At 70.5% G+C, this 24,716-nt stretch carries 22 protein-coding genes; 7 read left to right on the top strand and 15 right to left on the bottom strand.

Annotated elements, in window-relative coordinates; translation table 11 throughout:
• Nucleotides 1-30: 30 nt before the first annotated feature.
• The 5 genes from F1C12_RS03050 to F1C12_RS03030 all read right to left on the bottom strand — a co-directional run bounded on the left by F1C12_RS03050 (nucleotide 31) and on the right by F1C12_RS03030 (nucleotide 6,750).
• Complete coding sequence (locus F1C12_RS03050) at nucleotides 31-1,797, bottom strand: proline--tRNA ligase (RefSeq protein WP_185277378.1); 1,767 nt, start codon at nucleotides 1,795-1,797, stop codon at nucleotides 31-33.
• A 251-nt stretch (nucleotides 1,798-2,048) separates the two neighbouring features.
• Nucleotides 2,049-3,185, bottom strand: coding sequence for a flavodoxin-dependent (E)-4-hydroxy-3-methylbut-2-enyl-diphosphate synthase (ispG, locus tag F1C12_RS03045; RefSeq protein WP_179609390.1), 1,137 nt, complete (start codon nucleotides 3,183-3,185; stop codon nucleotides 2,049-2,051).
• An 86-nt stretch (nucleotides 3,186-3,271) separates the two neighbouring features.
• Nucleotides 3,272-4,609 carry a M50 family metallopeptidase gene (locus F1C12_RS03040; RefSeq protein ID WP_185277377.1) on the bottom strand — a complete coding sequence of 446 codons (1,338 nt, stop codon included), beginning with the start codon at nucleotides 4,607-4,609 and terminating at the stop codon, nucleotides 3,272-3,274.
• A 78-nt stretch (nucleotides 4,610-4,687) separates the two neighbouring features.
• Nucleotides 4,688-5,776: a 1-deoxy-D-xylulose-5-phosphate reductoisomerase gene (locus F1C12_RS03035; RefSeq protein ID WP_185277376.1), complete on the bottom strand. Its 1,089-nt coding sequence runs from the start codon at nucleotides 5,774-5,776 to the stop codon at nucleotides 4,688-4,690.
• Nucleotides 5,776-6,750 (bottom strand): FKBP-type peptidyl-prolyl cis-trans isomerase, encoded by a 975-nt coding sequence (locus F1C12_RS03030; RefSeq protein ID WP_185277375.1) that lies wholly within the window; start codon nucleotides 6,748-6,750, stop codon nucleotides 5,776-5,778. The genes F1C12_RS03035 and F1C12_RS03030 overlap by 1 nt, the downstream gene beginning before the upstream one ends.
• 65 nt (nucleotides 6,751-6,815) lie before the next feature.
• On the opposite strand from F1C12_RS03030, the gene F1C12_RS03025 reads away from it, so the two are divergent.
• From F1C12_RS03025 to F1C12_RS03015, 3 genes are read left to right on the top strand one after another with little or no spacing between them, the layout of a single operon-like run.
• Entirely contained in the window at nucleotides 6,816-8,162 is a 1,347-nt protein-coding gene (locus F1C12_RS03025; protein ID WP_185277374.1) for an aminotransferase class III-fold pyridoxal phosphate-dependent enzyme, read from the top strand.
• Between the two features lie 25 nt (nucleotides 8,163-8,187).
• Nucleotides 8,188-9,126, top strand: a complete 939-nt coding sequence (locus tag F1C12_RS03020; protein ID WP_258046092.1) for a hypothetical protein — start codon at nucleotides 8,188-8,190, stop codon at nucleotides 9,124-9,126.
• A 7-nt stretch (nucleotides 9,127-9,133) separates the two neighbouring features.
• Nucleotides 9,134-9,943 (top strand): lysophospholipid acyltransferase family protein, encoded by an 810-nt coding sequence (locus F1C12_RS03015; protein WP_185277373.1) that lies wholly within the window; start codon nucleotides 9,134-9,136, stop codon nucleotides 9,941-9,943.
• Nucleotides 9,944-10,000: 57 nt separating this feature from the next.
• Here F1C12_RS03015 and F1C12_RS03010 read toward each other — a convergent pair whose 3' ends face one another.
• On the bottom strand, nucleotides 10,001-10,480 hold the full coding sequence (locus tag F1C12_RS03010; protein ID WP_185277372.1) for a CGNR zinc finger domain-containing protein: 480 nt from the start codon (nucleotides 10,478-10,480) through the stop codon (nucleotides 10,001-10,003).
• A gap of 67 nt (nucleotides 10,481-10,547) precedes the next feature.
• On the opposite strand from F1C12_RS03010, the gene F1C12_RS03005 reads away from it, so the two are divergent.
• Complete coding sequence (locus F1C12_RS03005; protein ID WP_185277371.1) at nucleotides 10,548-10,781, top strand: hypothetical protein; 234 nt, start codon at nucleotides 10,548-10,550, stop codon at nucleotides 10,779-10,781.
• 33 nt (nucleotides 10,782-10,814) lie between these two features.
• Here the strand turns inward: F1C12_RS03005 and F1C12_RS03000 are convergent, their stop codons facing one another.
• Nucleotides 10,815-11,288 carry an OsmC family protein gene (locus F1C12_RS03000; protein ID WP_185277370.1) on the bottom strand — a complete coding sequence of 158 codons (474 nt, stop codon included), beginning with the start codon at nucleotides 11,286-11,288 and terminating at the stop codon, nucleotides 10,815-10,817.
• A 38-nt stretch (nucleotides 11,289-11,326) separates the two neighbouring features.
• Between F1C12_RS03000 and gabT the strand changes: the two genes are divergently transcribed.
• Nucleotides 11,327-12,682, top strand: a complete 1,356-nt coding sequence (gabT, locus tag F1C12_RS02995; protein WP_185277369.1) for a 4-aminobutyrate--2-oxoglutarate transaminase — start codon at nucleotides 11,327-11,329, stop codon at nucleotides 12,680-12,682.
• Nucleotides 12,679-13,677: an asparaginase gene (locus F1C12_RS02990; protein ID WP_185277368.1), complete on the top strand. Its 999-nt coding sequence runs from the start codon at nucleotides 12,679-12,681 to the stop codon at nucleotides 13,675-13,677. Before gabT ends, F1C12_RS02990 begins: the two co-directional genes overlap by 4 nt.
• Nucleotides 13,678-13,750: 73 nt before the next feature.
• On the opposite strand, the gene F1C12_RS02985 is transcribed toward F1C12_RS02990, so the two are convergent.
• From F1C12_RS02985 to F1C12_RS02970, 4 genes are read right to left on the bottom strand one after another with little or no spacing between them, the layout of a single operon-like run.
• Nucleotides 13,751-14,599, bottom strand: coding sequence for an ABC transporter permease (locus tag F1C12_RS02985; RefSeq protein WP_258046090.1), 849 nt, complete (start codon nucleotides 14,597-14,599; stop codon nucleotides 13,751-13,753).
• On the bottom strand, nucleotides 14,596-15,516 hold the full coding sequence (locus tag F1C12_RS02980) for an ABC transporter permease (RefSeq protein WP_185277367.1): 921 nt from the start codon (nucleotides 15,514-15,516) through the stop codon (nucleotides 14,596-14,598). Before F1C12_RS02980 ends, F1C12_RS02985 begins: the two co-directional genes overlap by 4 nt.
• Complete coding sequence (locus tag F1C12_RS02975) at nucleotides 15,517-16,716, bottom strand: ABC transporter ATP-binding protein (protein WP_185277366.1); 1,200 nt, start codon at nucleotides 16,714-16,716, stop codon at nucleotides 15,517-15,519.
• A complete protein-coding gene (locus F1C12_RS02970; protein ID WP_185278750.1) occupies nucleotides 16,716-17,900 on the bottom strand; it encodes an ABC transporter substrate-binding protein in 1,185 nt (394 codons plus the stop codon). The genes F1C12_RS02975 and F1C12_RS02970 overlap by 1 nt, the downstream gene beginning before the upstream one ends.
• Nucleotides 17,901-18,299: 399 nt before the next feature.
• Between F1C12_RS02970 and ald the strand changes: the two genes are divergently transcribed.
• The gene (gene ald / locus F1C12_RS02965) at nucleotides 18,300-19,415 is read left to right on the top strand and encodes an alanine dehydrogenase (RefSeq protein ID WP_185277365.1); all 1,116 of its coding nucleotides are present in this window, start codon (nucleotides 18,300-18,302) and stop codon (nucleotides 19,413-19,415) included.
• Between the two features lie 66 nt (nucleotides 19,416-19,481).
• Here ald and F1C12_RS02960 read toward each other — a convergent pair whose 3' ends face one another.
• The 4 genes from F1C12_RS02960 to F1C12_RS02945 are packed head-to-tail and all read right to left on the bottom strand — an operon-like array spanning nucleotide 19,482 to nucleotide 24,713.
• Nucleotides 19,482-20,099, bottom strand: a complete 618-nt coding sequence (locus F1C12_RS02960) for a zinc ribbon domain-containing protein (protein WP_185277364.1) — start codon at nucleotides 20,097-20,099, stop codon at nucleotides 19,482-19,484.
• On the bottom strand, nucleotides 20,096-22,405 hold the full coding sequence (locus F1C12_RS02955) for a transglutaminase domain-containing protein (RefSeq protein ID WP_185277363.1): 2,310 nt from the start codon (nucleotides 22,403-22,405) through the stop codon (nucleotides 20,096-20,098). Before F1C12_RS02955 ends, F1C12_RS02960 begins: the two co-directional genes overlap by 4 nt.
• The gene (locus F1C12_RS02950; RefSeq protein ID WP_185277362.1) at nucleotides 22,402-23,745 is read right to left on the bottom strand and encodes a DUF58 domain-containing protein; all 1,344 of its coding nucleotides are present in this window, start codon (nucleotides 23,743-23,745) and stop codon (nucleotides 22,402-22,404) included. The genes F1C12_RS02955 and F1C12_RS02950 overlap by 4 nt, the downstream gene beginning before the upstream one ends.
• Nucleotides 23,742-24,713: an AAA family ATPase gene (locus F1C12_RS02945; RefSeq protein ID WP_185278749.1), complete on the bottom strand. Its 972-nt coding sequence runs from the start codon at nucleotides 24,711-24,713 to the stop codon at nucleotides 23,742-23,744. The genes F1C12_RS02950 and F1C12_RS02945 overlap by 4 nt, the downstream gene beginning before the upstream one ends.
• Nucleotides 24,714-24,716 lie beyond the last annotated feature (3 nt).

The following is a 24,716-nucleotide window of genomic DNA, read 5'->3' as shown; positions in this document are numbered from 1 at the left end:
GTGCGGTCCAGACGGCGTCGGGAAGCTGCCTTACGCGGTGAGCGCCGCGATGGCCTCCGCCAGCGGGAGCGTCGACCGCTCGCCGTTGCGGCGGTCCCACAGCTCGACCTCGCCGTCGGCGGCGCCGCGGCCGGCGACCAGGACCCGCGGGATGCCGATGAGCTCGGCGTCGCCGAACTTCACCCCGGGCGACACCTTGGGGCGGTCGTCCAGCAGCACCTCCAGGCCCGCGGCCTCCAGCTGGGCGGCGGCTTCCTCGGCCACCTCGAACGCGACGGCGTCGCGGCCGGCGGCCACCACGTGCACGTCGAACGGCGAGACCGCCGCGGGCCAGACCAGGCCCTTGTCGTCGTTGTTCTCCTCGGCGATGATCGCCAGGATGCGGGTGACGCCGATGCCGTAGGAGCCCATCGTCACGGTGACGAGCTTGCCGTTCTCGTCCAGCACCTTCAGGCCCAGCGCCTCGGCGTACTTGCGGCCGAGCTGGAAGACGTGGCCGATCTCCATGCCGCGCGCGAGCTCGACGGGGCCGGAGCCGTCCGGTGCGGCGTCGCCGGGCTTGACCTCGGCGACCTCCACCGTGCCGTCCCAGGCGAAGTCGCGGCCGGCGACCAGACCGAAGACGTGCTTGCCGTGGACGTTCGCGCCGGTGATCCAGCCGGAGCCGTCGACCACGCGCGGGTCGACGACGTAGCGGATGCCGGTGGCGGCCTCCTCGCCGAGCACGGGGCCCTCGGCCGACCAGGGGCCGATGTAGCCCTTCACCAGGCCGGGGTGCTTGCGGAAGTCGTCTTCGGTCGCGGCGTCCACCTCGGCGGGCGCGAAGGCGACCTCGGCGCGCTTCAGGTCGACCTCCCGGTCGCCGGGCAGGCCGACGACCACGAGCTCGCGCGTGCCGTCGAGGTGGGTGAGCGCGAGGACGACGTTCTTAAGGGTGTCCGCGGCGGTCCAGAGCCGCCCGTCCGGACGCGGGTGCTTCTCGTTCGCGACGTCGACCAGGGTCTGGATGGTGGGCGTGTTGGGGGTGTCGAGCACCTCCTGCGGCGTCAGCTTCTCGTAGCCGCGGGTGGGCGGGGCGAGCGTGGTGAAGGCCTCCACGTTGGCCGCGTAGCCGCCCGCCGAGCGCACGAAGGTGTCCTCGCCGACCGGGGTGGGGTGCAGGAACTCTTCGCTGCGGGAGCCGCCCATCGCGCCTGCGTCGGCCTGCACGATGACGTACTCGAGCCCGAGACGCGTGAAGATGCGCTCGTAGGCGTCGCGCTGCGCCATGTAGCTGGTGTCCAGGCCCTCGTCGGTGTAGTCGAACGAGTAGGCGTCCTTCATGGTGAACTCGCGGCCGCGCAGCAGGCCGGCACGGGGGCGGGCCTCGTCGCGGTACTTGTCCTGGATCTGGTAGATCGAGAGCGGGAGGTCCTTGTACGAGGAGTACAGGTCCTTCACCAGCAGGGTGAAGACCTCCTCGTGCGTGGGGGCGAGCAGGTAGTCGGCGTCCTTGCGGTCCTTGAGGCGGAAGATGCCGTCGCCGTACTCCTCCCAGCGGCCGGTGGCCTCGTAGGGCTCGCGCGGCAGCAGCGCGGGGAAGTGCACCTCGTGGGCGCCGGCGGCCGTCATCTCCTCGCGGATGATCTGCTCGATGCGCGCCTTGACCCGCAGCCCCAGCGGCAGCCACGCGAAGATGCCCGGCGCCTGGCGGCGGATGTAGCCCGCGCGCACGAGAAGCTTGTGGCTGGTCACCTCCGCGTCGGAGGGGTCTTCACGGAGGGTGCGGAGGAAGTAGTTCGTCAGGCGAGTAGGCACCGTTCCATGTTAGTGGTGCACGGGAGGCCGCCCCCGCCCGTCCGTTCCTCCGGAGAATCGGCCCACGCTGGCGTCGGTCTCCGTACGAACGGACCGAGCGGCGGCGTGTCGGCCCGATCCTCCGGATGAGCCGACGCCGTCGTCAAATCCGGAGAGTTCGGCCGACACGCGGCTGTAATCAGCGTAACTCCGGAGATCGTGGCCGGATCGGCGGTGAACTCCGGAGTTTCTGCGGGAAGCTGTGGTGACGTCTAGTGGCCGACGGTGACCGTGGGCTCGCCGGAGGCGACCTGGGCGTCCTCCATCTCGGCGGCGATGCGGTTCGCCTCCTCGATCAGGGTCGCGACGATCTCGGCCTCCGGCACGGTCTTGATGACCTCGCCCTTGACGAAGATCTGGCCCTTGCCGTTGCCGCTGGCGACGCCGAGGTCGGCCTCGCGGGCCTCCCCGGGGCCGTTGACGACGCAGCCCATGACCGCGACGCGCAGCGGGACGCTCATGCCCTGCAGGCCCTCGGTGACGCTGTCGGCGAGCGTGTAGACGTCGACCTGGGCGCGGCCGCAGCTCGGGCAGGACACGATCTCCAGCTTGCGCTCGCGGAGGTTGAGCGACTGCAGGATCTGCAGGCCCACCTTGACCTCCTCGGCCGGCGGCGCGGACAGCGAGACGCGGATGGTGTCGCCGATGCCCTCCGAGAGCAGGATGCCGAAGGCGGTCGCGGACTTGATCGTGCCCTGGAACGCCGGGCCGGCCTCCGTCACGCCGAGGTGGAGGGGCCAGTCGCCCCGCTCGGCGAGCTGGCGGTAGGCCTTCACCATGACGATCGGGTCGTTGTGCTTGACCGAGATCTTGAAGTCGTGGAAGTCGTGCTCCTCGAAGAGGCTGGCCTCCCAGACGGCGCTCTCGACCAGCGCCTCGGCGGTCGGCTTGCCGTACTTCTGCAGCAGGCTGGGCTCGAGCGAGCCGGCGTTGACGCCGATGCGCAGCGAGACGCCCGCGGCCTTCGCGTAGGCGGCGATCTTGCCGACCTGGTCGTCGAACTTGCGGATATTGCCCGGGTTGACCCGGACCGCCGCGCAGCCGGCGTCGATCGCCGCGTAGACGTAGTTGGGCTGGAAGTGGATGTCGGCGATGACCGGGATCTGGCTCTTCTTGGCGATGATCGGCAGCGCCTCCGCGTCGTCGCGGCTCGGCACGGCGACACGGACGATGTCGCAGCCGGAGGCCGTCAGCTCGGCGATCTGCTGGAGGGTCGCGTTGATGTTCGTCGTCGGCGTCGTACACATCGACTGGACGCTGACCGGGGCGTCGCCGCCGACCAGGACCTTTCCGACACGGATCTGGCGGGACTTGCGACGGGGTGCGAGGGTCTCGGGGACCTTGGGCATCCCCAGATTGATTGCTGCCACCCGACAATCCTACGCGGCCCGGTGGGAAGCTCCTGGGCGTCAGGTGAACGGAGCGTATGCCCGCGTCAGCCGAACAGGTTGACCGGCTTGACGATGTCCGCGTACATCAGCAGCAGGCTCATCCCGCCCAGCACGACGACCACGGCCATCGTGAGCGGCATGAGCTTCGCCATGTCGACCGGACCCGGATCGCGCCGCTTGAACAGCTTGGCGATCGAGCGGCGGAAGCCCTCCCACAGTGCGCCGGCGATGTGACCGCCGTCCAGCGGCAGCAGCGGGATGAGGTTGAAGACGAAGAGCGCGATGTTCAGCGAGGCGATGATGCCGATCATCGAGTAGACCTTGTCGACCACGGGGACGCCGTCGAGTGCGGTCAGCTCCCCCGCCGCGCGTCCGACGCCCACCAGGCTCAGCGGCCCGTTCGGGTCGCGCGGGGCGGAGCCGAAGGCGGCGTTCCAGACGTCGACCATGCGCTGCGGCAGATGGATGACGACGCCGACGACCGCGGAGGTCTGGGCGCCGACCGCGGGGAGGACGGAGGTGATGGGCTGCGGGACGAGTTCCTGCACCGGGCCGATGCCGACGAAGCCGGCCTTCACCGTCTCCGTGCTGCCATCCGCGGCCTTGACCGCCTGTCCGTTCGCGTCGAGCTTGGCGACGGTCGTCGTCTTCGGCGTCATCGTCAACGAAACGTCCTGGCCATCCCGTCGAACGACGACGGTCAGGGGCCGATCAGCGGATGCACGGATGATCGCGGTCGACTGTGCCCAGGAGGTGATCTTCGTGCCGTCGATGCTCACGATAGTGTCGCGCGGCTTGATTCCGGCCGCCGCGGCGGGCGCCTTCGCATCGCTCGCCGTGCAGGACTGCTGGGTGGTTGCCGCCGCGTTGGTCGCGACGCACTGGCTCACGGTCCCGATCGTCAGCGAGTTCTGCGCCGTGCCGAACCCCATCAGCAGCACACCGAACAGCACCACCGCGATCAGCAGGTTCATGAACGGCCCGCCGAACATGATCACGATGCGCTTCCACACCGGGAGGCGGTAGAAGGTGCGGTCCTCCTCGCCCTCGCCGACGGTCTCGGCGCTGGAGGTGCGCGCGTCCTGGACCATGGCCTGCATGAAGCCGGTGGTCGCGTTCCGGCCGCTGCCGCCCTCCTTGCCGGGCGGGAACATCCCGATCATCGAGATGTAGCCGCCGAGCGGGATCGCCTTGACGCCGTACTCGGTCTCGCCGCGCTTGAACGAGAACAGCGTGCGGCCGAACCCGATCATGTACTGGGTGACCTTGACGCCGAACAGCTTGGCCGGCACCAGGTGGCCGATCTCGTGCAGCGCGATCGAGAGCGCGACGCCCACCAGGATGATGACGACGCCGAGGACGAAGAGCAGCACGGAATCCACCTGCCCAGGCTAGTCGCGGACTCTTGGAGCGAGCCGCACGGATGCTATGCGCGTTCGATTGCCGTACGCGTTCGATGCCTACCGGCCGGCGAGGTGCGCGTCGGCGGTCGCGCGCGCCCAGCGCTCGGCCTCCGCCAGCGACTCCAGCGTCAGCTCGCCGGACGGCTCGTGCTCGTCCACGACGCGCTCCACTGTCGCCACGATGTCCAGGTAGCCGATCGCGCCCGCGTGGAACGCCGCCACCGCCTGCTCGTTCGCTGCGTTGAACACGGCGGGGTAGGTGCCGCCCGCCGAGCCGACGCGCTTGGCGAGCGCCACGGCCGGGAACGCCTCGTCGTCCAGCGGCTCGAAGGTCCAGGTGTGCGCCTGCGTCCAATCGAGCGGGACGCCGACGCCCGGGACCCGCCCGGGCCAGCCGAGGCCGAGCGCGATCGGCAGGCGCATGTCGGGCGGGGAGGCCTGGGCGATGGTCGAGCCGTCGACGAACTCCACCATCGAGTGGATGACCGACTGCGGGTGCACGGTCACGTCGATCCGCTCGAACGGGACGTCGAAGAGCAGGTGCGCCTCGATGACCTCCAGCCCCTTGTTGACCAGCGTCGCCGAGTTGGTCGTCACGACCAGGCCCATGTCCCAGGTGGGGTGCGCCAGCGCCTCGGCGGGCGTGACGTCGCGGAGCGAGTCGCGGGAGCGGCCGCGGAAGGGACCTCCCGACGCGGTGAGCACCAGCCTGTGCACCTCGTCCGCCGTGCCGGAGCGCAGGGCCTGGGCGATGGCCGAGTGCTCGGAGTCGACGGGCACGAGCTGCCCCGGAGCCGCCGCCCGCTTGACCAGCGCGCCGCCGACGATCAGCGACTCCTTGTTGGCGAGCGCCAGCAGGGCCCCCGTCTCCAGAGCCGCGAGCGTCGGCCCGAGCCCGACCGAGCCGGTGATGCCGTTGAGCACCACGTCGGCCTCGACCGTCTGCAGGAGCCGCACCGCGTCGTCCGCGCCGAGCGCCGTCTCGCGCACGCCGAACCGCTCCGCCTGCTCGGCGAGGAGGTCCGCGTTGCGGCCGGCGGTCAATCCGACCACGTCGAACCGGTCGGGGTTGGCCGCGATGACGTCCAGCGCCTGCGTGCCGATCGAGCCGGTCGACCCGAGGATGACGACGCGGCGCGCGGGCATCAGCGGCTCGTCTTCAGGATGTCGATCACGAACACCATTGTGTCGGTCGCCTTGATCTCTCCGGAACCCTGCGCGCCGTAGCCGTCGGCCGGCGGGACGATCGCGATGACCTGGGAGCCGACCTTCTGGCCCTCCAGCGCCTTCTGGAAGCCCTTCACGACGCCGGTGGTCTGGAACGTCGCGACCTGGTTACGGCTCCAGCTGGAGTCGAACATCTGGCCGTTCCTCCAGAGCACGCCCTTGTACTGGACGGTCACGGTGTCGCCGGACTGCACGGTCTCGCCGTCGCCCTGCTTGAGCACCGCGATCTTGGTCTCGGTCGGCGGATCGGCCTTCGGGATGGTGATGCTCGGCTCGCCGGTCTTGGCGTCGTCCTTGACGGTCGGGAAGCCGGGGGTCGGGGCGACGGCCTTGCCGTTCGCGCGGGTCGGCGCGATGTCGGCGATGTCGGCGACGAACACGACGGTGTCCTTGTCGGTCAGCTTGAGCTGCGAGATGTCGGCGTTGCCGAACGCGGTCTTGGCCGGGGCGGTCAGCACCACGCGCGAGCCCACCGGGAGACACTCGACGGCGCGCACCAGTCCGGGCACGAACGCCTTGTCGTCCACCGTGATGGACTGGGTCGCCTGACCGTCGAAGCCGGCCGGGGCCGTCAGCGACTTGCCGGTGGTGCCGTTGTAGGCGGCGAGGGCGATGTCGATGCTCGAGCCGGCCTTGACCTCCTTGCCCTTGCCCTTGATGACGACGGTGCGCTCGAGGTCGCTGGTCTTCAGCGGCGCGGGGACGGTCACGTCCGGGGTCTTCAGGAAGCTGCCGGAGACCTTGATCGAGTCGGAGGATGTGCCCGACTTCACGTTCTGACAGGTCGCGGCCGCAGCGGTGCTGGTCGCCGAGGGACTGGGCGACGAGGAGCTGCAGGCGGCGAGGCCGGCGACGACGAGGGCTGCTGTGAGGACGGAGAGGGATCTGCGCACGAGGAGCCAGTCTGCCTCATCCACCTAGGTCCCCGCTGAACGGACGCCTGAACAACGCCCATACGATGGAAGACATGACCCGCGACTTCTCCGTGCCCCAGTCCCGCCACGTCGTCACCGAACTGCCCGGCCCGCGCTCTGTGGAGCTGCAGCAGCGCCGCGTCGCGTCGGTCAGCCGTGGCGCCGGGACGCTGGCGAACATCTACATGGAGTCCGGTTCGGGCGCCATCCTGGTGGACGTCGACGGCAACCGCCTGATCGACCTGGGCTGCGGCATCGGCGTGACCACCATCGGCCACGCGCACCCCGCCGTCGCCGCCGCGGCCGCCGAGCAGGCCGCGAAACTCACGCACACGCTGTTCACCGTGACCCCGTACGAGAACTACGTGCGCGTCGCCGAGAAGCTGGCGGAGATCACGCCAGGCGACTTCGAGAAGCGCAGCATCCTGGTGAACTCCGGCGCGGAGGCCGTCGAGAACGCGGTGAAGATCGCGCGGAAACACACGGGCCGCCGCGCCATCGCGACGCTCGACCACGCCTTCCACGGCCGCACCAACCTGACCATGGCGATGACCTACCGCCCCTGGCCGGAGCGCGCAGGCATGGGGCCGTTCCCCGGTGAGATCTACAGCCTCCCGATCAGCTACCCGTTCCGCGACCCCGAGGGGATGACGGGCGAGGAGGCCGCCGAGCGCACCATCGACTACATCCGGACCCACATCGGCGCGACCGACCTCGCCGCGCTGTTCGTGGAGCCGGTCCAGGGCGACGGCGGCATCATCATCCCCGCTCCCGGCTACTTCCAGCGCCTCTCCGAGTTCTGCACGGAGAACGGCATCGTGTTCGTCGCGGACGAGATCCAGGCCGGCATCGGCCGCACCGGAACGTGGTACTCCATCGAGCACCACGGCGTCGTCCCCGACCTGATCACCTCGGCCAAGGGCATCGCGGGCGGCTTCCCGCTCGCGGCCGTCACCGGCCGCGCCGAGATCATGGACGCGGTTCAGCCCGGCGGCATCGGCGGCACGTTCGGCGGCAACCCGGTCTCCACCGCTGCCGCCCTCGCCGTCTTCGAGGCGTTCGAGCAGGAGGACCTGCTCGCCGAGGCCAAGCGCGTCGAGAAGACGCTGTGGGCGCGGATCGGCGACTGGGCCGAGCGCTTCCCGGTCGTCGGAGAGGTCCGCGGCGTCGGCGCGATGTTCGGCATCGAGCTGGTCGTGCCCGGCACGAAGAAGCCCAACCCGGAGGCGCTGAAGGCCGTGCTCGCGCACGCCACCGCCAACGGCGTCATCCCGCTCGACGCCGGCAGCTGGGACAGCGTCCTGCGCCTCCTGCCGTCGGTCGTGATCAGCGAGGAGCTGATCGACGACGCCGCCACCGTCATCGAAGAGGCGCTCGGCCGCCTCGGCTGACCCGCCCGCCGAGGAGATCGACGCCATGCGCCTCCCCTTGCGACGGCCCCCGCGCCGACGGCTCGCAGGCCGACGGCTCGCCGCCGCGGTCCTCGTGACCGCGGCGGCCCTCGCTGCGCTGCCCGCGGTCGGCGCCGCGCCGGCGGAGGACGCGCGGGCGGCCGCCGGGGCGGCGACCGCAGCGGTCGCGGCGAAGGCCCAGCCGGCGTTCGACCCCGGCGACATCATCAGCGACGACAGCTTCTACAATCCGTACGCGATGACGGCCGATCAGGTGCAGCACTTCCTGGACGCCCGCACCTGCACCCCGAAGGACACCTCGCCGTGCCTCGCGGACTTCCACATGGACGTGCCGCGCACCCCGGCCTCCGCCGAGCGCTGCGCCGCCATCCCTGCGAAGAAGAACGAGCGGGCCAGCAGCATCATCGTGCGCATCGCGCGGGCGTGCACGATCAGCCCGCGCGTGCTCCTCGTGCTGCTGCAGAAGGAGCAGTCGCTGCTCACCACTCCGAGCGCCTCCGGGTATCAGAAGGCGACCGGCTACGCGTGCCCGGACACCGCGGGCTGCGACACCCGCTACTTCGGATTCTTCAACCAGGTCTACCGAGCGGCCTGGCAGTTCCGGGAGTACACCGCGCACCCGTCCGACTGGCGCTACCGCGTCGGCGCGAACAAGATCCAGTACCATCCCGACGCCGCCTGCGGCGCGAGCACGGTCCGGGTGGTGAACCAGGCGACCGCGAACCTCTACAACTACACGCCGTACCAGCCGGATTCGAAGACGGTCGCGCACCCCACCGGCCCAGGCGACGCGTGCTCGGCCTACGGCAACCTCAACTTCTCCCGGCTCTACAACAGCTGGTTCGGCGACCCGCGCACCGTGCGCTACACCGGCTTCCAGCTGCCGTGCCTGATCTACGCGGGAGGCTGGGGCTGCGCGCCGCTCCGGCCGTTCGAGAGCTGAGGGACGCATGCCGGTCGTGGCATACGATCGGGATTACCCTCGTTCTGTGAGTCTGACAGCACCCGACGGCGGGCACGAGGCGGAGACCGAGGTCATTCCGCGCCCGGGACTGACGTACTTCATCGGCCGCCGGATCGTCGCGCCGCTGCTGCGTCTCATCTACCGGCCGCACGTCATCGGCGCCCGCAACGTACCGCGCCACGGCAAGATCATCTTGGCCAGCAACCACCTCTCGTTCATCGACTCGCTCGTCATCCCGATGATCTCCCCGCGCCGCGTGCAGTTCCTGGCCAAGTCGCACTACTTCGAGGGCACCGGGTTCAAGGGCGCCGTCTCGCGCTCGTTCTTCACCGCGATCGGCGCGGTCGGTGTCAAGCGCGGAGCAGGCCAGGCCGCCCAGGAGGCCCTGGAGCAGTCCCGGCGGATCATCGACACGGGCGCGGCGTTCGCCCTCTATCCCGAGGGCACCCGCTCGCTGGACGGCCGCCTCTACAAGGGCCGCACCGGCATCGGCTGGCTGGCGCTGACCACGGGCGCCAAGGTCGTCCCGGTCGGCCTGATCGGCACCAACGAGGTGCAGCCGGTCGGCGCGAAGTTCCCGCGCGTGCGCCGCATCACCATCGCGTTCGGCGAGCCGATCGACGTCGCGCACTACGGGCCGGCGGAGTCCGGCCGCGCCCGCCGCCAGGCGACGGACGAGATCATGGCGGCCATCCACGGCCTCACCGGCCAGGAGCTCGCCGGGACGTACAACGAGTCGCCGCCCGCGAACACTGTCGAGCGGGTCAAGCGCGCACTGCGCCCCGAGCGGATGTAGAGAACCCGCGACATTCGTGACGAATGTCGCGATTCGCGCGCGTATTCGCGCGATTCGTCACGAATCCGCGTGCTCGTCTCTGCGCGCCCGGTAGCTGCGCGCCTTCTGCCGGTTGCCGCAGACCTCCATCGAGCACCACTGCCGGGAGCCGTTGCGCGAGCTGTCGTAGAACGCCCAGCGGCAGTCCTCTCCCCCGCAGAGCTTCACACGGCCGAGCTTGCCCTGGATGCTGAGCACCACCGAGCTGGCCACGGCCGCCTCGCCTGCGGTCCGGGCGCTCAGCCCCACCGACCGCTCGCCGCACGCCGTGGTCAGCGAGACGGAGGGCAGCTCGGCCTCCTCGCCGTCGATCACGTTCCGGAGGGCGTCGCGCACGCGCCGGGTCTCGGCCAGGTCGCCGGGCTCGACCCCATGCTCCCCCGCCCAGGCGGCGAAGCCGGCGGCGTCGCCGAGGGCGTCCGCGCCCTCTTCGACGTCCAGCGTGTTGAGGAACGCCACCAGGTAGTCGGCGCCCAACTCGGGCTCATTCGTACGCATATAACCATTGTAACTCAATAGACGGTTACGGTAACCTATAACCAGTCAAAGCCGTTAGGTGGTTATCATGCATCCGCTGGTCTTCTGGTCCATCTCGCACGACGCCCTCGCCCGCCGCAATGAGGAGGACGCGCTCCGCCGGGCGCAGCGCGACTCCGGCACGGAGCAGCCCGCACCGCTCACCCGGGACGAACGCTGGGTGGCGGCGATCCACCGCTGGGCCGCTGCCGAGCCTCCGCAGGCCGCGCCAGCGCAGCGCACGCAGAAGGACGGCGCGCGCCTCCGCGGCCGCGCCGTCTGAGCCGGGCGCACGTGTCTGGCCCGGGCACGGCCGTCAGGCCAGCGTCAGGATCTCCGGCTCGTGCCCGACCGGGAAGTTCACGCTCGCCGCGATGAAGCACTTCGCCGACGCCGGAGCGTGCAGGGAGGCCGCGAGCTCGGCCTGGGCCGGGTCCGCGATGGTCACCTTCGGCCGGAGCGTCGCCGTCGTGAAGTGGCCGCCGCCGTCGTTCGTCTGCACCATGACCCCGGTCGCCTCATCGGTGTAGCCGACCACGACCACGCCCGCCCTGGCGGCCTCCGCCAGGTAGCTGAGCATGTGGCACTGGCTCAGCGCGGCGAGCAGCAGCTCCTCCGGGTTCCAGCGGTCGGTGTCGCCGAAGAACGCGCGGTCGGCGGAGCCCTCGATGGGGTGCTTGCCCTCCGTGCTCACCGTGTGGTCGCGGCCGTAGGCCTTGTAGCCGTTGGTCCCCTCCCCGCGGTTGCCGGTCCACTGCAGGTCGATCGCATAGCGGTGCTCGAGCTTCATGGTTCGATTCTCGCACCCCGGCTAAACTGGCCAGCATCATGACTGACACCCTGAGCACGCCCACGTTCACCGTGGAGCAAGAACGCCGCATCGTCACCGCCGTCCCCGGCCCGAAGTCTCAGGAGCTGCACCAGCGCCGGCTCGCCGTGGTCCCGACCGGCGTGTCATCGGCCCTGCCCGTCTACATCGCCCGCGCGAACGGCGCCATCCTGGTCGACGTCGACGGCAACCAGTTCGTCGACTTCGGCGCCGGCATCGGCGTGACCACGGTCGGCCACACCGAGACCGCTGTCGTCGCGGCCGCCGCCGAGCAGCTGCAGGACGTCATCCACACGCTCTTCACCATCACGCCCTACGAGGAGTACGTGCGCGTCGCCGAGCTGCTCGCGGCGCACACCCCCGGCGACCACGCCAAGAAGACCGTGCTGGTCAACTCCGGCGCGGAGGCCGTGGAGAACGGCGTGAAGATCGCCCGCAAGCACACCGGCCGCCGCGCCGTCGCCGTGCTCGACCACGCCTACCACGGCCGCACCAACCTCACGATGGCCATGAACTACAAGGCCATGCCGTACGCCACCGGCTTCGGCCCGTTCGCCGGCGACGTCTACCACGCCCCCAACTCCTACCCGTACCGCGACGGCCTCAGCGGCGCCGAGGCGGCAGCTCGCACCATCGCCTACCTCGAGAAGGTCGTCGGCGCGACCGACCTGGCCTGCCTCGTGGCCGAGCCGATCCAGGGCGAGGGCGGCTTCGTCGTCCCGGCCGAGGGCTACCTCACGGCGCTGCAGGAGTGGTGCACGGCCAACGGCGTCGTCTTCATCGCCGACGAGATCCAGAGCGGCATGGCGCGCACCGGCGCCTACTTCGCCAGCGAGCACTTCGGGCTCGTGCCCGACCTCGTGCTGAGCGCCAAGGGCATCGCCGGCGGCCTCCCGCTCGCCGCGGTCACCGGCCGCGCCGAGATCATGGACTCCGCCCAGCCCGGCGGCCTCGGCGGCACCTTCGGCGGCAACCCGGTCGCCGCGGCGGCCGCGATCGCGGTCTTCGAGCAGCTGGAGAAGGGCGACCTCCTCGGCCACGGCGCGCGCATCGAGAAGGCCCTGAAGCCGGCGCTGGAGGAGCTGAAGCAGAAGTACGACATCATCGGGGACGTGCGCGGCATCGGCGCGATGGTCGCGATCGAGCTGGTCCAGCCGGGCACCGGCGAGACCACCAAGGTCCCGAACCCGGAGGCCGTCAACGCGATCATCGCCTTCGCGGCGCAGCGCGGCATCCTTTTCCTGAACGCCGGCACCTTCGGCAACGTGCTCCGCTTCCTCCCGAGCCTCGCCGTGAGCGACGAGCTCATCGCGGACGCCATCTCCGTCCTCGACGACGCGTTCGCCGCGCTGTGACGCCGGAGGTCTTCGGCACCGCCGAGGCGGTCGAGCTCGCGGTCGTCGAGCGCAGCGGTTTCGTGGAGTCCCGCCACGCCGGGTCGGCCGTCGTGCTCGGCCCGGACGGCGACGTCGTCCGCTCGCTCGGCGCGCCGGAGAAGCCGGTGTTCCCGCGCTCGTCGCTGAAGCCGTTCCAGGCCGTCGCGGTCATGGGTGCCGGAGTGACGCTGGAGGGCGCAGGAGCCGTGCTGGCCACCGCGAGCCATGCCGGGACCCCGGCCCACATCTCGGTGGTCCGCGGGCTGCTCGCGCAGGCCCAGCTCACGGAGGACGCCCTGCACTGCCCCGCGGACTGGCCACTCGACAGCGCCGCACGCGAGAACGCGATCCGCGACGGCGCCCAGCGCAGCCCGGTGTTCATGAATTGCTCGGGCAAGCACGCGGCGATGCTCCTGGCCTGCCGGGTCAATCACTGGCCGATCGAGAGCTACCTGAGCCAGCAGCACCCGTTGCAGCAGCACATCCGCGACACGACGGAGCGGCTGACCGGCGAGAAGGTCGTCGCGACCGGCGTGGACGGCTGCGGCGCGCCCGTGCACGCGATGTCGCTGCTGGCGCTCGCACGCGGCATCCAGCGGATCGGCACCGCGTCGGAGGGCTCGCCCTTCGCGCTCTACCGCAACGCCGCGGTGTTGCGCACCGCGGTGCTCGCCAACGGCTGGGCGATCGACGGCCCCGGCCGTGCCAACACCGTGGTGATCGACGAGCTCGGAGTCTTCGCCAAGCTCGGCGCGGAGGGCGTCATGGTGATGGCGGCGCCGGACGGCACGACCGTCACGCTGAAGGTGCTCGACGGCAGCCTGCGCGCGGCCTCCATCGTCGCGCTGTCGCTGCTCGCCGACGCGGGCGCGATCGAGCGCGCCGCGGTGGACGCCGTCGCCCCGAAGCTGGACCTCGCGGTCCTCGGCAACGGCGTCCCCGTCGGCGAGATCCGCGCCTCCTACGCCGCCTGACCTCCGCCGAGGGGCACGTAAACGCCCCTAAAACCGCGTTTTGAGGGCGTTTGGGTGCCCCTCGGCGAAAGGGTTACTGCGTGGCGCGGGCGAGGCGCTTGGCGCGGGCGGCGGCGGTGAGCTGGGTGATCAGCACGACCAGGATCGTCAGGATGAACACCGCCGAGGCGATCACGTTCGCCTGCGCCGGGATGCCGCGCGACGCCGCGATGTAGATGTACATCGGGAACGTCGTCACCGCGCCGGCGTTGAAGTTCGTGATGATGAAGTCGTCGAAGCTCAGCGAGAATGACAGCAGCGCGGCCGACAGGATGCCCGGCAGCAGCAGCGGGAACGTGATCCGCCAGAACACCGCGTTCGGCGACCCGTACAGGTCGCGGCCCGCCTCCTCCAGCGCCGGGTCCAGCGACGCGACGCGCGCCTTCACCGTCACCACCACGAAGCTGATGCAGAACATCACGTGGGCGATGATGATCGTCCCGAAGCCCTTGTTCACGCCCAGGCTCAGGAACTGCGCCGCCAGGCCGGCGCCGAGCACGACCTCCGGGCTCGCCATCGGCAGGAACAGCAGCAGGCTGGTCTGCGACCGGAACCGGAAGCGGTAGCGCATCAGCGCGATCGCGATCATCGTTCCGAGCACGGTGGCGATCACCGTCGAGACGATGCCGATGATGATCGACGCCGCGAACGCGTCGCAGATGCCGGCCGCGTCGCAGACGTTCGTCCAGTTCCGGAGGGTGAACCCGCGCCAGGCGATGTTGTTCTTGATCGCGTCGTTGAACGAGAACACGAACGTGTAGACGATCGGGATGAGCAGGAACGCCAGCGCCAGGAAGGCGTAGACGCCGAGCCCGAGGCCCTGGAACCGGAACCGCCTGCGCGGAGCCGCCTGGGCGGTGGGCCGAGAGATCGTCGTCGTCACAGCAGGTCCTCCGTCCCGCTCCGCCGCACGTAGAAGCCGACGATCACCAGGATGACGGCCATCAGAATGACCGACATCGCGGCCGCCGCCGGATAGTTCTGCAGCACGAGGAAGTTGCTCTCGATGACGTTGCCCATCATCGAGGTGTCGGCGGCGCCGAGGAAGTCCTGCGACGCGTTGATGTAGTCGCCGGCGGCCGGGATGAAGGTCAGCAGCGTCCCGGAGACGATGCCGGGCATCGACAGCGGGATGGTGATCTTGCGGAAGGTCATCCAGTTGCTCGCGTACAGGTCGCGGCCGGCCTCCAGCAGCCGGGTGTCCAGCCGCTCCAGCGTCGAGTACAGCGGCAGCGTCATGAACGGGATGAAGTTGTACGTCAGGCCGAAGATCACCGAGAACGGCGTGCCCGTGATGTGCGCGTCCGGCGGCAGGACGCTGATCGCCTTGAGCGAGCTCGCCACCCAGCCGTCGTCGCTCAGGATCGACTTCCAGGCGAGGGTCCGCAGCAGGAAGCTGATGAAGAACGGCGCGATGACGAGCGTCATCAGCAGGTTCTGCAGCACGGGCTTCGCGCGCATCTTCACGCCGATGAAGTACGCCAGCGGGTAGCTGATCACGAGCGCCGCGGCCGTGGCGATCAGCGCGTAGCCGAACGAGCGCAGGATCTGCGGCCAGTACTCCGAGATCGCGTCGGTGTAGTTCTGCCACTGGAACGCCGCTACGTACTGCCCGATGTCGCCCTCCGGCGCCGGCGCCTGGAACGACGTGATGATGAGCGAGACGAGCGGCGTCAGGAAGAACAGCACCAGGTAGAGCACACCGGGCAGCAGCAGGACCAGCGCGATCCCCGACTTCCGGCGTGCCGCGGGCTCCTGGTCCTGCGTCGCGGGGGCGCCGGTGAAGGCGGCGATGGCCATCTACGCCTCCTCCAGCTCGGACAGCAGCCGCTCCTTCGCCTGCGCCGCCACCGCCTGCGTGTCGGTGTCGTCGGCGAACCGTCCATCCGCTGGCAGGTCGTCGGCCAGCACGAAGGTGTGGGAGGCCTCCCACGACACCCAGACCTCGTCGCCGAAGCCGGCGGCCGGGCCGCTCGCGAGGTTCTGCGCGAACACGATCACCGAGCCGAGGCCCGGCACGTCGACGAGGTACTGCGTGCTCACGCCGCTGAACGACACGTCGATGACCCGGCCGGGGCCGAGCCGGTTGGCGCCGGACGGGATGGTCTGCTCCCCCGCGTGCAGCGTCAGCTTCTCCGGGCGGACGCCGACGGTGACCGTCCCGGTGCTGCGCTGGGCGCGCGCCCGCGGCACCTGGATGCGCCGGCCGCCGACCTCCACGCCGAGGGTGTCGCCCGCGCTGTCGAGCACAGGACCGGCGAACAGGTTGGACTGGCCGAGGAAGTTCGCCACGAAGACCGTCGCCGGCAGCTCGTAGAGCACCTCGGGAGCGCCCATCTGCTCGATGCGCCCCTTGTTCATGACCGCGACGGTGTCGGCCATGGTCATGGCCTCCTCCTGGTCGTGGGTGACGTGCACGAAGGTCAGGCCGACCTCGGTCTGGATGGACTTCAGCTCCAGCTGCATCTGGCGGCGGAGCTTCAGGTCCAGTGCGCCGAGCGGCTCGTCGAGCAGCAGCAGCGCCGGCCGGTTGACGACCGCGCGGGCGAGCGCCACGCGCTGCTGCTGGCCGCCGGACAGCTGCGACGGTCGCCGCGCCGCCAGATGGTCGAGCTCGACCAGCCGCAGGGCCTCGTGCGCCTTGGCGACCGGGTCGCCGATGCGGCGGCGGCGCAGGCCGAACGCCACGTTCTCCAGGATGGTCATGTGCGGGAAGAGCGCGTAGCTCTGGAACACCGTGTTCACCGGCCGCTGGAACGGCTTGGTGGCGGTGACGTCCTTCCCGCCGATGAGGATGCGGCCCTCCGTCGGCTCCTCCAGCCCGGCCACCAGCCGCAGCGTGGTCGTCTTGCCGCAGCCGCTGGGTCCGAGCAGGGCGAAGAACGACCCGGCGGGGATGGTGAGGTCGAGGCTCTCGATGGCGGTGAAGCCGGGGAACCGTTTCGTGATGCCGGCCAGCTGCAGGTCGGCGCCGGACTCGGCGAAGACTCCCTTCGGCATCAGGCCCCCAGGATCACTTTCTGGAACGACGCCTGGTACTTCTGCTCCTCGGCGGGCGTCAGGGTGCGGAAGATCTTCACTTTCGACAGGGTCTCCTCATCCGGGAAGATCAGCTGGTTCTCGGCCAGCTTCGGGTCGATCTTGACCGCGGCCTCCTTGGCGCCCTGCACCGGCGTGATGTAGTTCACCCACGCGGCGACCTCGGCGGCGACCTCCGGCTCGTAGTAGTAGTCGATCAGCTTCTCGGCGTTGGCCTTGCGGGTCGAGCCGATCGGGATGACGAAGTTGTCGCTCCACAGCGTGCCGCCGGCCTCCGGGATGGCGAACTGCCAGTTGTCGCCGGCCTCGGCGTTCAGCTGGGTGATGTCGCCGGACCAGCAGATCGCTGCGAGGGTGTCCCCGGACTTCAGGTCGTTGAGGTACGAGTTGCCCTTGATGTTGCGGATCTGGCCGTCGTTGACCTCCTTGGTCAGGGTGTCGATGGCCTTGTTGTAGTCGTCGTCGCTGAACTTCTGGGAGATGTCGACGCCCTGCTGCAGCAGGAGCAGGCCCATGGTGTCGCGCATCTCGCTGAGGACGCCGACCTTGCCCTTGAGGTCGGGCTTCCAGAGGTCGTCGATGGACTTCAGGCCGTTCGGCAGCTTCGACTTGTTCCAGCAGATGCCCGCGAAGCCGCTCTGCCACGGCAGTGACTTGGTGCGGCCGGGATCGAAATCGACCTGCACCAGGTTCGAGGTCAGGTTCTTCTTGTTCGGGATGGCCGAGGAGTCGAAGCTCTGGACGTAGCCGAGCCGGATCCACCGGGCGATCATCCAGTCCGTGAGGCAGACGGTGTCGGCGCCGATGTCCTTGCCGAGCGCGAGCTGGTCCTTCACCTTGGCGTAGTACGTGTTGTTGTCGTCCACGGCGACGTCGTACTTGACCGACAGCCCGGTCTGCTTCTGGAAGGCCTCCAGCGTCGGGTACTTGCCGTTCTCGTCCTGATCGAGGTACGCCTGCCAGTTGGCCCAGGTCATCGTCTTGTCGGTGGAGGACTGGTCCTTCGCCGGTGTGGGCTTGCCCGACGCGCCTCCGGTCGAGCAGGCGGCCAGCGCGAGCGCTGCGGCGCCGGCCGTCGCGCCGGCCAGCAGACCGCGGCGGGTGAGCTGCGACGCACGCGCGGACTGCACCAACTGGCGGATCATCGGGTCGTTGGGGAGTGGCCTTGAATTCACTGCGGAGCTCCTTCGGGTCTATCTGGTGTTGCCTGGAGGGCGATCCGCCGGAGCACGTCATCGTGTCGCCGCGGTGGGTCGATCCTGGCATAGGACCGGTGCGATTCGCACCCTTCAGAGGGCGAATCGTCCATCTCGAAACATGATCGTCACGAAATCCGTTCCGTTTCGTCCGAAAGACGGGGGAAACCGCACACAGCGTGCGGCGCGCGGATGAGCATCGAGACGAACTGACGAAATCAGCCCTGATTCGAGGCCGAATTTACGGAATCAGCACGATGGTCATCCGATTGCTATCGAAATCCTCCGTGAAGAAAGCTAAGGTGAAGTCGAACCATCACGTCGAAGTGTGAGGAGCTGAGGAGCCCCATGAAGGTCGCGATCCCCCGCGAGATCAAGAACAACGAATTCCGCGTGGCGATTACGCCCGCAGGTGTCCACGACCTGGTCGGAGCCGGCCATGACGTGTACGTCGAGACCGGAGCCGGCGTCGGCTCCTCCATCCCCGACGAGCTCTACGTCGGCGCGGGGGCGACGATCCTCCCCGACGCGGCCGCCACCTGGGCGGCGGGCGACCTGATCCTCAAGGTGAAGGAGCCGATCGCCTCGGAGTACGGCTACTTCCGCGAGGGCCTGGTGCTCTTCACGTACCTGCACCTCGCGGCCGACGAGGCGCTCACCCGCGCGCTCGTGGAAGCCCGCGTCACCGCGATCGCGTACGAGACGGTCCAGCTCCCCAACCGGGCGCTGCCGCTGCTCGCCCCGATGAGCGAGGTCGCCGGCCGGCTCGCGCCGATCGTCGGCGCCAACACCATGCTCAAGCCCAACGGCGGCCCCGGCCTCCTGGTCCCCGGCGTCCCCGGCACCCACCCGGCCGTCGTCACGGTGCTCGGCGGCGGCGTCGCCGGCACGAACGCCACCTCCGTCGCTGTCGGCCTCGGCGCGGAGGTCACGGTGCTCGACACGAACATCGCCCGCCTGCGCGAGCTCGACGCGCTCTACGCGGGTCGCATCAAGACCATCGCGTCGAACAGCTTCGAGATCGACAAGGCCGTCGTGGCCTCCGACCTCGTGATCGGCTCGGTGCTCGTCCCCGGCGCGAAGGCGCCCAAGCTGGTCAGCAACGAGATGGTCTCGCGGATGAAGCCGGGCAGCGTGCTCGTCGACATCGCGGTCGATCAGGGCGGCTGCTTCGCCGACTCGCACCCGACCACGCACGCCGACCCCACCTTCACGGTGCACCAGTCGCTGTTCTACTGCGTGGCGAACATGCCGGGTGCGGTGCCGCACACCTCCACCTACGCGCTCACCAACGCGACGCTGCCCTACGCGCGCGCCATCGCGAACAACGGCTGGCAGGCCGCGCTGCGCGCCGACGCGTCGCTGGCGCTCGGCCTCAACGTGCACGACGGCCGCGTCACCAACGCCGGTGTCGCCGAGGCGCACGGGATCGTGGACGCGCCGCTCGCTGACGCGCTGGTCTGACCTTCACGGCGTGGGCTGGGCGGAGAACCCGCTCAGCTCACGTCGAAGCTCAGCTGGCGTCGAAGCTCAGCTGACGTCGAACCATTGGTCGCCGATGTCGACCCGCGTGCCGCGTTCCACCCGGTAGCGCCGGCCGGCCTCGCACTGCCGTGCCACCCCGCCGAGCGGCCGCGCCACCGTGCCGTTGCCGGAGTAGCGGTCGCAGATCCACAGGTCCTCGCCCTCCAGCCCGAACTCCAGGTGGGTCTTGGAGACGCTCCTGGCCGGGTCGGAGATCGCCACGAGCTGGTCGACGTGCTCCCCCGGCTGCGTGATCGGGCGGCGTCCGACGAGGCCGCTGCCGCGGACCTCCACGGACTCCCCCGTCGAGAAGCTGAGCCGGTAGATCCGTACGCGCGCGACCGGCGGCGCCGGAGGGGCGCTCTCGAGCGGGACGATGTCGATCGCCTCCGTCGGCGGCAGGCCGTCCTCGTCCAGCTCGACCTCGCCGGGGAACCGGCCGGCCACAGCGGGCTTGGAGCGCGCGAGCGGCGGCTTGGCGAGCGGCGGCACGATCGAGGTGTCGGAAGGCCGGGAGTCGGCCATCTCGGGCGGCCGCACGCGTGACGCCGTCACCGAGCTCCCGCAGTTGCCGCAGAACAGCGTCCCTTCCGTGAGCTCCGCTCCGCACACCCGGCACTTCATCGCCTGCTCGTCCCTTCTCCCGTCCTCCCACGGTATCCGAGGGAACGCAGCGAGACCGCCGCGAGCCATCGCTTCCACCGCGTGTCGCGCCGATCGAGCTGGCCGCGGAGGGCGTCGACCGCTTTCCAGACCGAGTCGGCCTCCTCGCGGCTGGGTGCCAGCGGGCTGAAGACGGCCCGGTCGGCGACCTGGGCGAGCGCGGAGGCACGGGTGCCGCCGATGGTGGTGGCGAACTCAAGCCGGGTCGCGGCCGGCGGCGGGTCGTAGCCGTGGTCGACCGCGGCGTCGGCGAACTCGCGCCAGCCGCCGACGATCCGCTCGGCGGCGGTCGGGGCCGACCTCCTCAGCGACCGTCTGCGCCACTTGGCCGCGATGACGGCGAGGAACGGGGCTGCGATCACCGCCAGGACGAGCACGGTCCAGCCGATGACCGTCAGGATCGCCAGCAGCGTCTCCAGCACCGGGTTCGGCGCGGGCGGGTTGGTGCTGTCGACCTGCGCGTTCGGCGGCTCCTCGTTCTGCTGCGGGGTGTCGTCGATCGGGGGCTGCACATTCGTCTGCGGGCGGGAGATCTCCGTCGGCTGCTGCGGCTGCTTCGGCGGGACCGGACGCACCGGCGGCGTCGGGTCGACCGTGACCCAGCCGGTCGTGGTCTGGACCTCGATCCAGGCCGACGCGTCCGAACCGAGGAGTGTGACCGGTCCGCGCGCGTCGGCCGGCGCGACGAACCCCATCACGACGCGGGCCGGGAAACCGAGCTGGCGGGCCATCAGCGCGGCCGTGACGGCGTACTGCTCCTGGTCCCCCAGCATCGGCACGTCGGTCAGGAGCTCGGTGATGCGGTCCGCGCCGTGGCCGGAGCGGCTCGCCGGCTCCTTCGTGCCGACGCCGTGCGAGAGGTAACCGTCGGCCTGGAGCCCCTTCAGCGCGGCGGCGAGCTTCGGCCCTGCGCCGGTGACCCCCGCCGTGTACTTCTGCAGGGTCGACTGCAGCTCGTCGGGGACGACGGTCGGGCGCGGGACCGAATCCGACCCCGGCTCGACCTTGGCGAGCTGCGCCGTGCTCAGCTTCGGCGGGGTGACCGAGTCGGCCAGGTAGGTGTCGCCGTCGTGGAGGGAGGCCATCACGGCTCCCGTGCCCGTCACGTCGTTGTAGAAGTACGCTCCGGACAGGTTCGCGGCGTGCGGGCCGTAGAACTGGATCTGCTCCAGCTGGCCGGAGCCGGGCACCCAGGGCCCGCGGTAGCCGCGCACGGTGACCGTCAGCGACGTCGAGTCGCCTTTCGTGCCGCTCTGGTCGAGCCGATAGGGCAGGCGCACGAACGAGCCGGAGGCGCTGGTGATCGCGTCGCTGCCGACCGAGTAGGTGACGCCGTCGTACGTGTCGAGCGTCGCGATCCGGATGCGGCCGTCGGCGGGCAGGCCGGACACGCTCAGCATCGGCTGGTCGGCCGCCGCCGGCTCGAAGTACGACCGGAAGCCGGTGAGCGGGCTCGGGTAGGCACGCGGGTCGAAGGGCTGCTCGACCGCCGTCCGCACGACCTGGCGGTCGTTCGCCGGCGGCACGAGCGCCGTCGCGCCGATCCCGGCCGCCGCCGCGATGGCCAGCATGACCGCGGCGCCCGCCGCCGTGAGCACGACCGTGGAGCCGCGCTCCCGCCGGGTCTCGACCGTCAGCCCGCTCTGCTCGCGCAGGCTGCGCACCGCGGCCGTCCTCCTGCGCAGCCGCAGCCGGATGTTCCACACGAGCAGGAGCGCGAACAGGGTGAGCACCAGCCAGAGCGGGACGGAGGCCACAGACGGCCCGAACGCGATCCCGGCGATCAGCACGACCACGGGAGGGATGCCGGCGAGCTCCGGAAACCGCGACCGCAGGGCGATGGTCGTCGTCGTCACGGACGCCAGCAGCACCAGGATGAACGCGGGCACGAGCAGCGCCTCGTACGATCCGACCGGCACGGAGATGGTCACCAGCTGCTTCCAGGACAGCCACGTCCCCTGCACCAGGTCGAGGAAGCCCGCACCGGTCGGGAGCAGACCGCCTCCCGCCGCCAGGCTCGGCACGGCGAGCTGCACCCCGGTCGCCAGGTAGACCAGCACGACGACGCCGGCCACGACGATGCTGGGCCAGCGGAAGGTCGCCCCGAGCACGCCGACCGCGCCGCCCAGGACGAGCGTCGCCACCAGCATCGTGACGAAGGCGCCCGACTGGTACACCGGCCAGAACGACCACGCCGCGAGGCCGACCGCGACCAGCGCTAACGCGGTGTCCAGCGCTGCTGACCGCCAGGGCAGCCGGCCGATCATGTGGCAAGCCGTTTCGCCAGGCTGCGCTGGAGGTCCTCCAGGTAGCCGATGGTCAGCACGCTGAGGTCCGCCACCCGCCGCAGCGTCGGCACGGCGCCCTCGTCGCACACGATCGCGACCACGTCGACGCCGAGCGGGAAGTGCGCCGCGGCCGCGCGCAGCTGCGTCGCCGTGACGGTCGAGCCGCAGAGCAGGAAGGCGATCGAGATGCCCGCCGCGTCCTCGCTCGCCACCTGGGCGAGCTCGGGCAGCCGCAGCGCCGACTCCGCGGTCTCCACCCCGGCCAGGTCGTCCAGCAGCCGGCCGCGACCGACCGTGCTCAGCCGCCGCGCGCTGAACAGCACGCGCTTGGCGAAGTCGGGCGTCTCGGCGCTCGCCACGACCGAGACGGTGCGGGAGTCGAGCATCGCGCGCACGCCGAGCGATCCGGTGGCGCTGACGGCCAGCTCGAACTCCTCCTCCGTCGCGTAGTCGGCCTGCGACAGGCTCAGCGCGACCAGGAGGTGGCTACGCCGGGTCTCCTCGAACTGCCGCACCATGTAGCTGCCGGTCTTGGCGGTGGACTTCCAGTGGATGTTGCGCCGCTCGTCCCCCGGCATGTACTCGCGCAGCGCGTGGAAGGCGACGTCGCTCTGGGTCAGGTCGCGGGTCGGCGCGCCCTCGAGGTCGCGCACGAAACCCGTGCTCATGCTCGGGATCGCGATGGTGCGCGGGTGCACGAACAGGTCGAGCGACTCCGCCCAGACCATCTCGCGGCGTAGGAGGCCGAGCGGGTCGGCGCGCACGGTCCGGACCGGGCCGATCGGCACGATGCCGCGGCGGCTGGTCGGCACCACGAAGACGTCGGAGTGCTCCTCGCCGCTCGCGAGCGCCGGAGCCGCGAACTCGGCGAGTCCGGCGCCGACCGGGACCTCCACGCGCACCCCGGGCAGCCGCCGGCGCGCGGGGTTGCGGACCGTGACCTCCCCCGGCGCCCTGTCGCCGACGACCACACGGTTCGTCGGCAGGCTGAGGCCGACGTCGTAGGCGATCCGGCCCACCAGGTAGAGCGAGGCGATCAGCAGCAGCGCGACGGCCATCCAGCCCGCGACGACGGCCTCCGTCCAGCCGAGGACGTACCCGCCGACCAGCGCGAGCACCGTCACCACGAGCATCGACCAGCCGAGCGGCGTGATCACCGCGCCCAGGACGCGCGCGGCGGACGCGATCGCCCGGCCGGCCGCGGAGCCGGTGCGGACCACCGCGACGATGGCGTCGGCGAGCACGCCGTCGCGCTCGCCGACGATGCGGGCGCGTGCGTTGGTGAGCTCGACCTGGGTGCGGGTGACGGTGCTGGTCACACGGCGGCCCGATCGCTGGGCGGCGGCACCTCGATGAGGAGCTGGCCGACGACGCTGGAGGCCGTGACGCCCTCGAACTCGGCCTCCGGGTCGAGCACCAGGCGGTGGGCGAGCACGGGCTCGGCGAGGGCCTTCACGTCGTCGGGGGTCACGTAGTAGCGGCCGGACGCGGCCGCGAGCGTCTTGCTGGCGCGGACGAGCGCGAGCGCGCCGCGCACGCTGACGCCGAGCCGGATCTCGTCGGCCGAGCGGCTGGCGTCCACCAGCCGGGAGACGTAGTCGTTGATGGTCGGGTCGACGTGCACGCCGCGGGCCAGGTCCGCCATCTCGGTGACGGTCTCTGCCGAGATGACCTCGGGGACGACGATCTCGTGCGCCCGCCGTTCGGCGCCCTCCAGGATGCGGAGGGTGGCCTCGTGGTCCGGGTAGCCGATCGACGCCTTCATCAGGAAGCGGTCGAGCTGGGCCTCCGGCAGCCGGTAGGTGCCCGCCTGCTCGATGGGGTTCTGCGTCGCGATGACCATGAACGGCTCGCCCACGGTGTGGCGGACGCCGTCCACGGTGACCTGCTGCTCCTCCATGACCTCCAGCAGCGCCGACTGGGTCTTCGGCGACGCCCGGTTGATCTCGTCCGCCAGCACGATGTTCGCGAACACCGGCCCGCGGTGGAACTCGAACGCCCCGGTCCGCTGGTCGTAGATGTTCACGCCGGTGATGTCGCCGGGCAGCAGGTCGGGAGTGAACTGGACCCGATTGGTGGTGCCGCGCACGCTCTCGGCCATCGCGCGGGCCAGCGAGGTCTTGCCGGTTCCGGGATAGTCCTCCAGCAGCAGGTGCCCCTCGCTCAGCAGCGCGACCAGGGCGAGGCGGATGACATGAGACTTGCCGAGGAGCACGCGGTCGATGTTCTGCACGAGGCGGTCGAACACGCCCGAGAACCAGCCGGCCTGCTCGGGGGTCATCGTCATGCT

Origin of the sequence: Leifsonia shinshuensis, from assembly GCF_014217625.1 — a bacterium.
Classification (GTDB): Bacteria; Actinomycetota; Actinomycetes; order Actinomycetales; family Microbacteriaceae; genus Leifsonia; species Leifsonia shinshuensis_A.
This window is presented reverse-complemented; position numbering and strand designations above follow the sequence as displayed.

What these genes read in the sequence shown, in the direction of transcription:
- ispG (WP_179609390.1), bottom strand. Translation starts at nt 3,185, where the DNA reads ATGCCCAAGGTCCCCGAGACCCTCGCACCCCGTCGCAAGTCCCGCCAG.
- F1C12_RS03035 (WP_185277376.1), bottom strand. Translation starts at nt 5,776, where the DNA reads ATGCCCGCGCGCCGCGTCGTCATCCTCGGGTCGACCGGCTCGATCGGC.
- F1C12_RS03025 (WP_185277374.1), top strand. Translation starts at nt 6,816, where the DNA reads ATGGAAGACATGACCCGCGACTTCTCCGTGCCCCAGTCCCGCCACGTC.
- F1C12_RS03020 (WP_258046092.1), top strand. Translation starts at nt 8,188, where the DNA reads ATGCGCCTCCCCTTGCGACGGCCCCCGCGCCGACGGCTCGCAGGCCGA.
- F1C12_RS03015 (WP_185277373.1), top strand. Translation starts at nt 9,134, where the DNA reads ATGCCGGTCGTGGCATACGATCGGGATTACCCTCGTTCTGTGAGTCTG.
- F1C12_RS03010 (WP_185277372.1), bottom strand. Translation starts at nt 10,480, where the DNA reads ATGCGTACGAATGAGCCCGAGTTGGGCGCCGACTACCTGGTGGCGTTC.
- F1C12_RS03005 (WP_185277371.1), top strand. Translation starts at nt 10,548, where the DNA reads ATGCATCCGCTGGTCTTCTGGTCCATCTCGCACGACGCCCTCGCCCGC.
- F1C12_RS03000 (WP_185277370.1), bottom strand. Translation starts at nt 11,288, where the DNA reads ATGAAGCTCGAGCACCGCTATGCGATCGACCTGCAGTGGACCGGCAAC.
- gabT (WP_185277369.1), top strand. Translation starts at nt 11,327, where the DNA reads ATGACTGACACCCTGAGCACGCCCACGTTCACCGTGGAGCAAGAACGC.
- F1C12_RS02980 (WP_185277367.1), bottom strand. Translation starts at nt 15,516, where the DNA reads ATGGCCATCGCCGCCTTCACCGGCGCCCCCGCGACGCAGGACCAGGAG.
- F1C12_RS02975 (WP_185277366.1), bottom strand. Translation starts at nt 16,716, where the DNA reads ATGCCGAAGGGAGTCTTCGCCGAGTCCGGCGCCGACCTGCAGCTGGCC.
- F1C12_RS02970 (WP_185278750.1), bottom strand. Translation starts at nt 17,900, where the DNA reads ATGATCCGCCAGTTGGTGCAGTCCGCGCGTGCGTCGCAGCTCACCCGC.
- ald (WP_185277365.1), top strand. Translation starts at nt 18,300, where the DNA reads ATGAAGGTCGCGATCCCCCGCGAGATCAAGAACAACGAATTCCGCGTG.
- F1C12_RS02960 (WP_185277364.1), bottom strand. Translation starts at nt 20,099, where the DNA reads ATGAAGTGCCGGGTGTGCGGAGCGGAGCTCACGGAAGGGACGCTGTTC.
- F1C12_RS02955 (WP_185277363.1), bottom strand. Translation starts at nt 22,405, where the DNA reads ATGATCGGCCGGCTGCCCTGGCGGTCAGCAGCGCTGGACACCGCGTTA.
- F1C12_RS02945 (WP_185278749.1), bottom strand. Translation starts at nt 24,713, where the DNA reads ATGACGATGACCCCCGAGCAGGCCGGCTGGTTCTCGGGCGTGTTCGAC.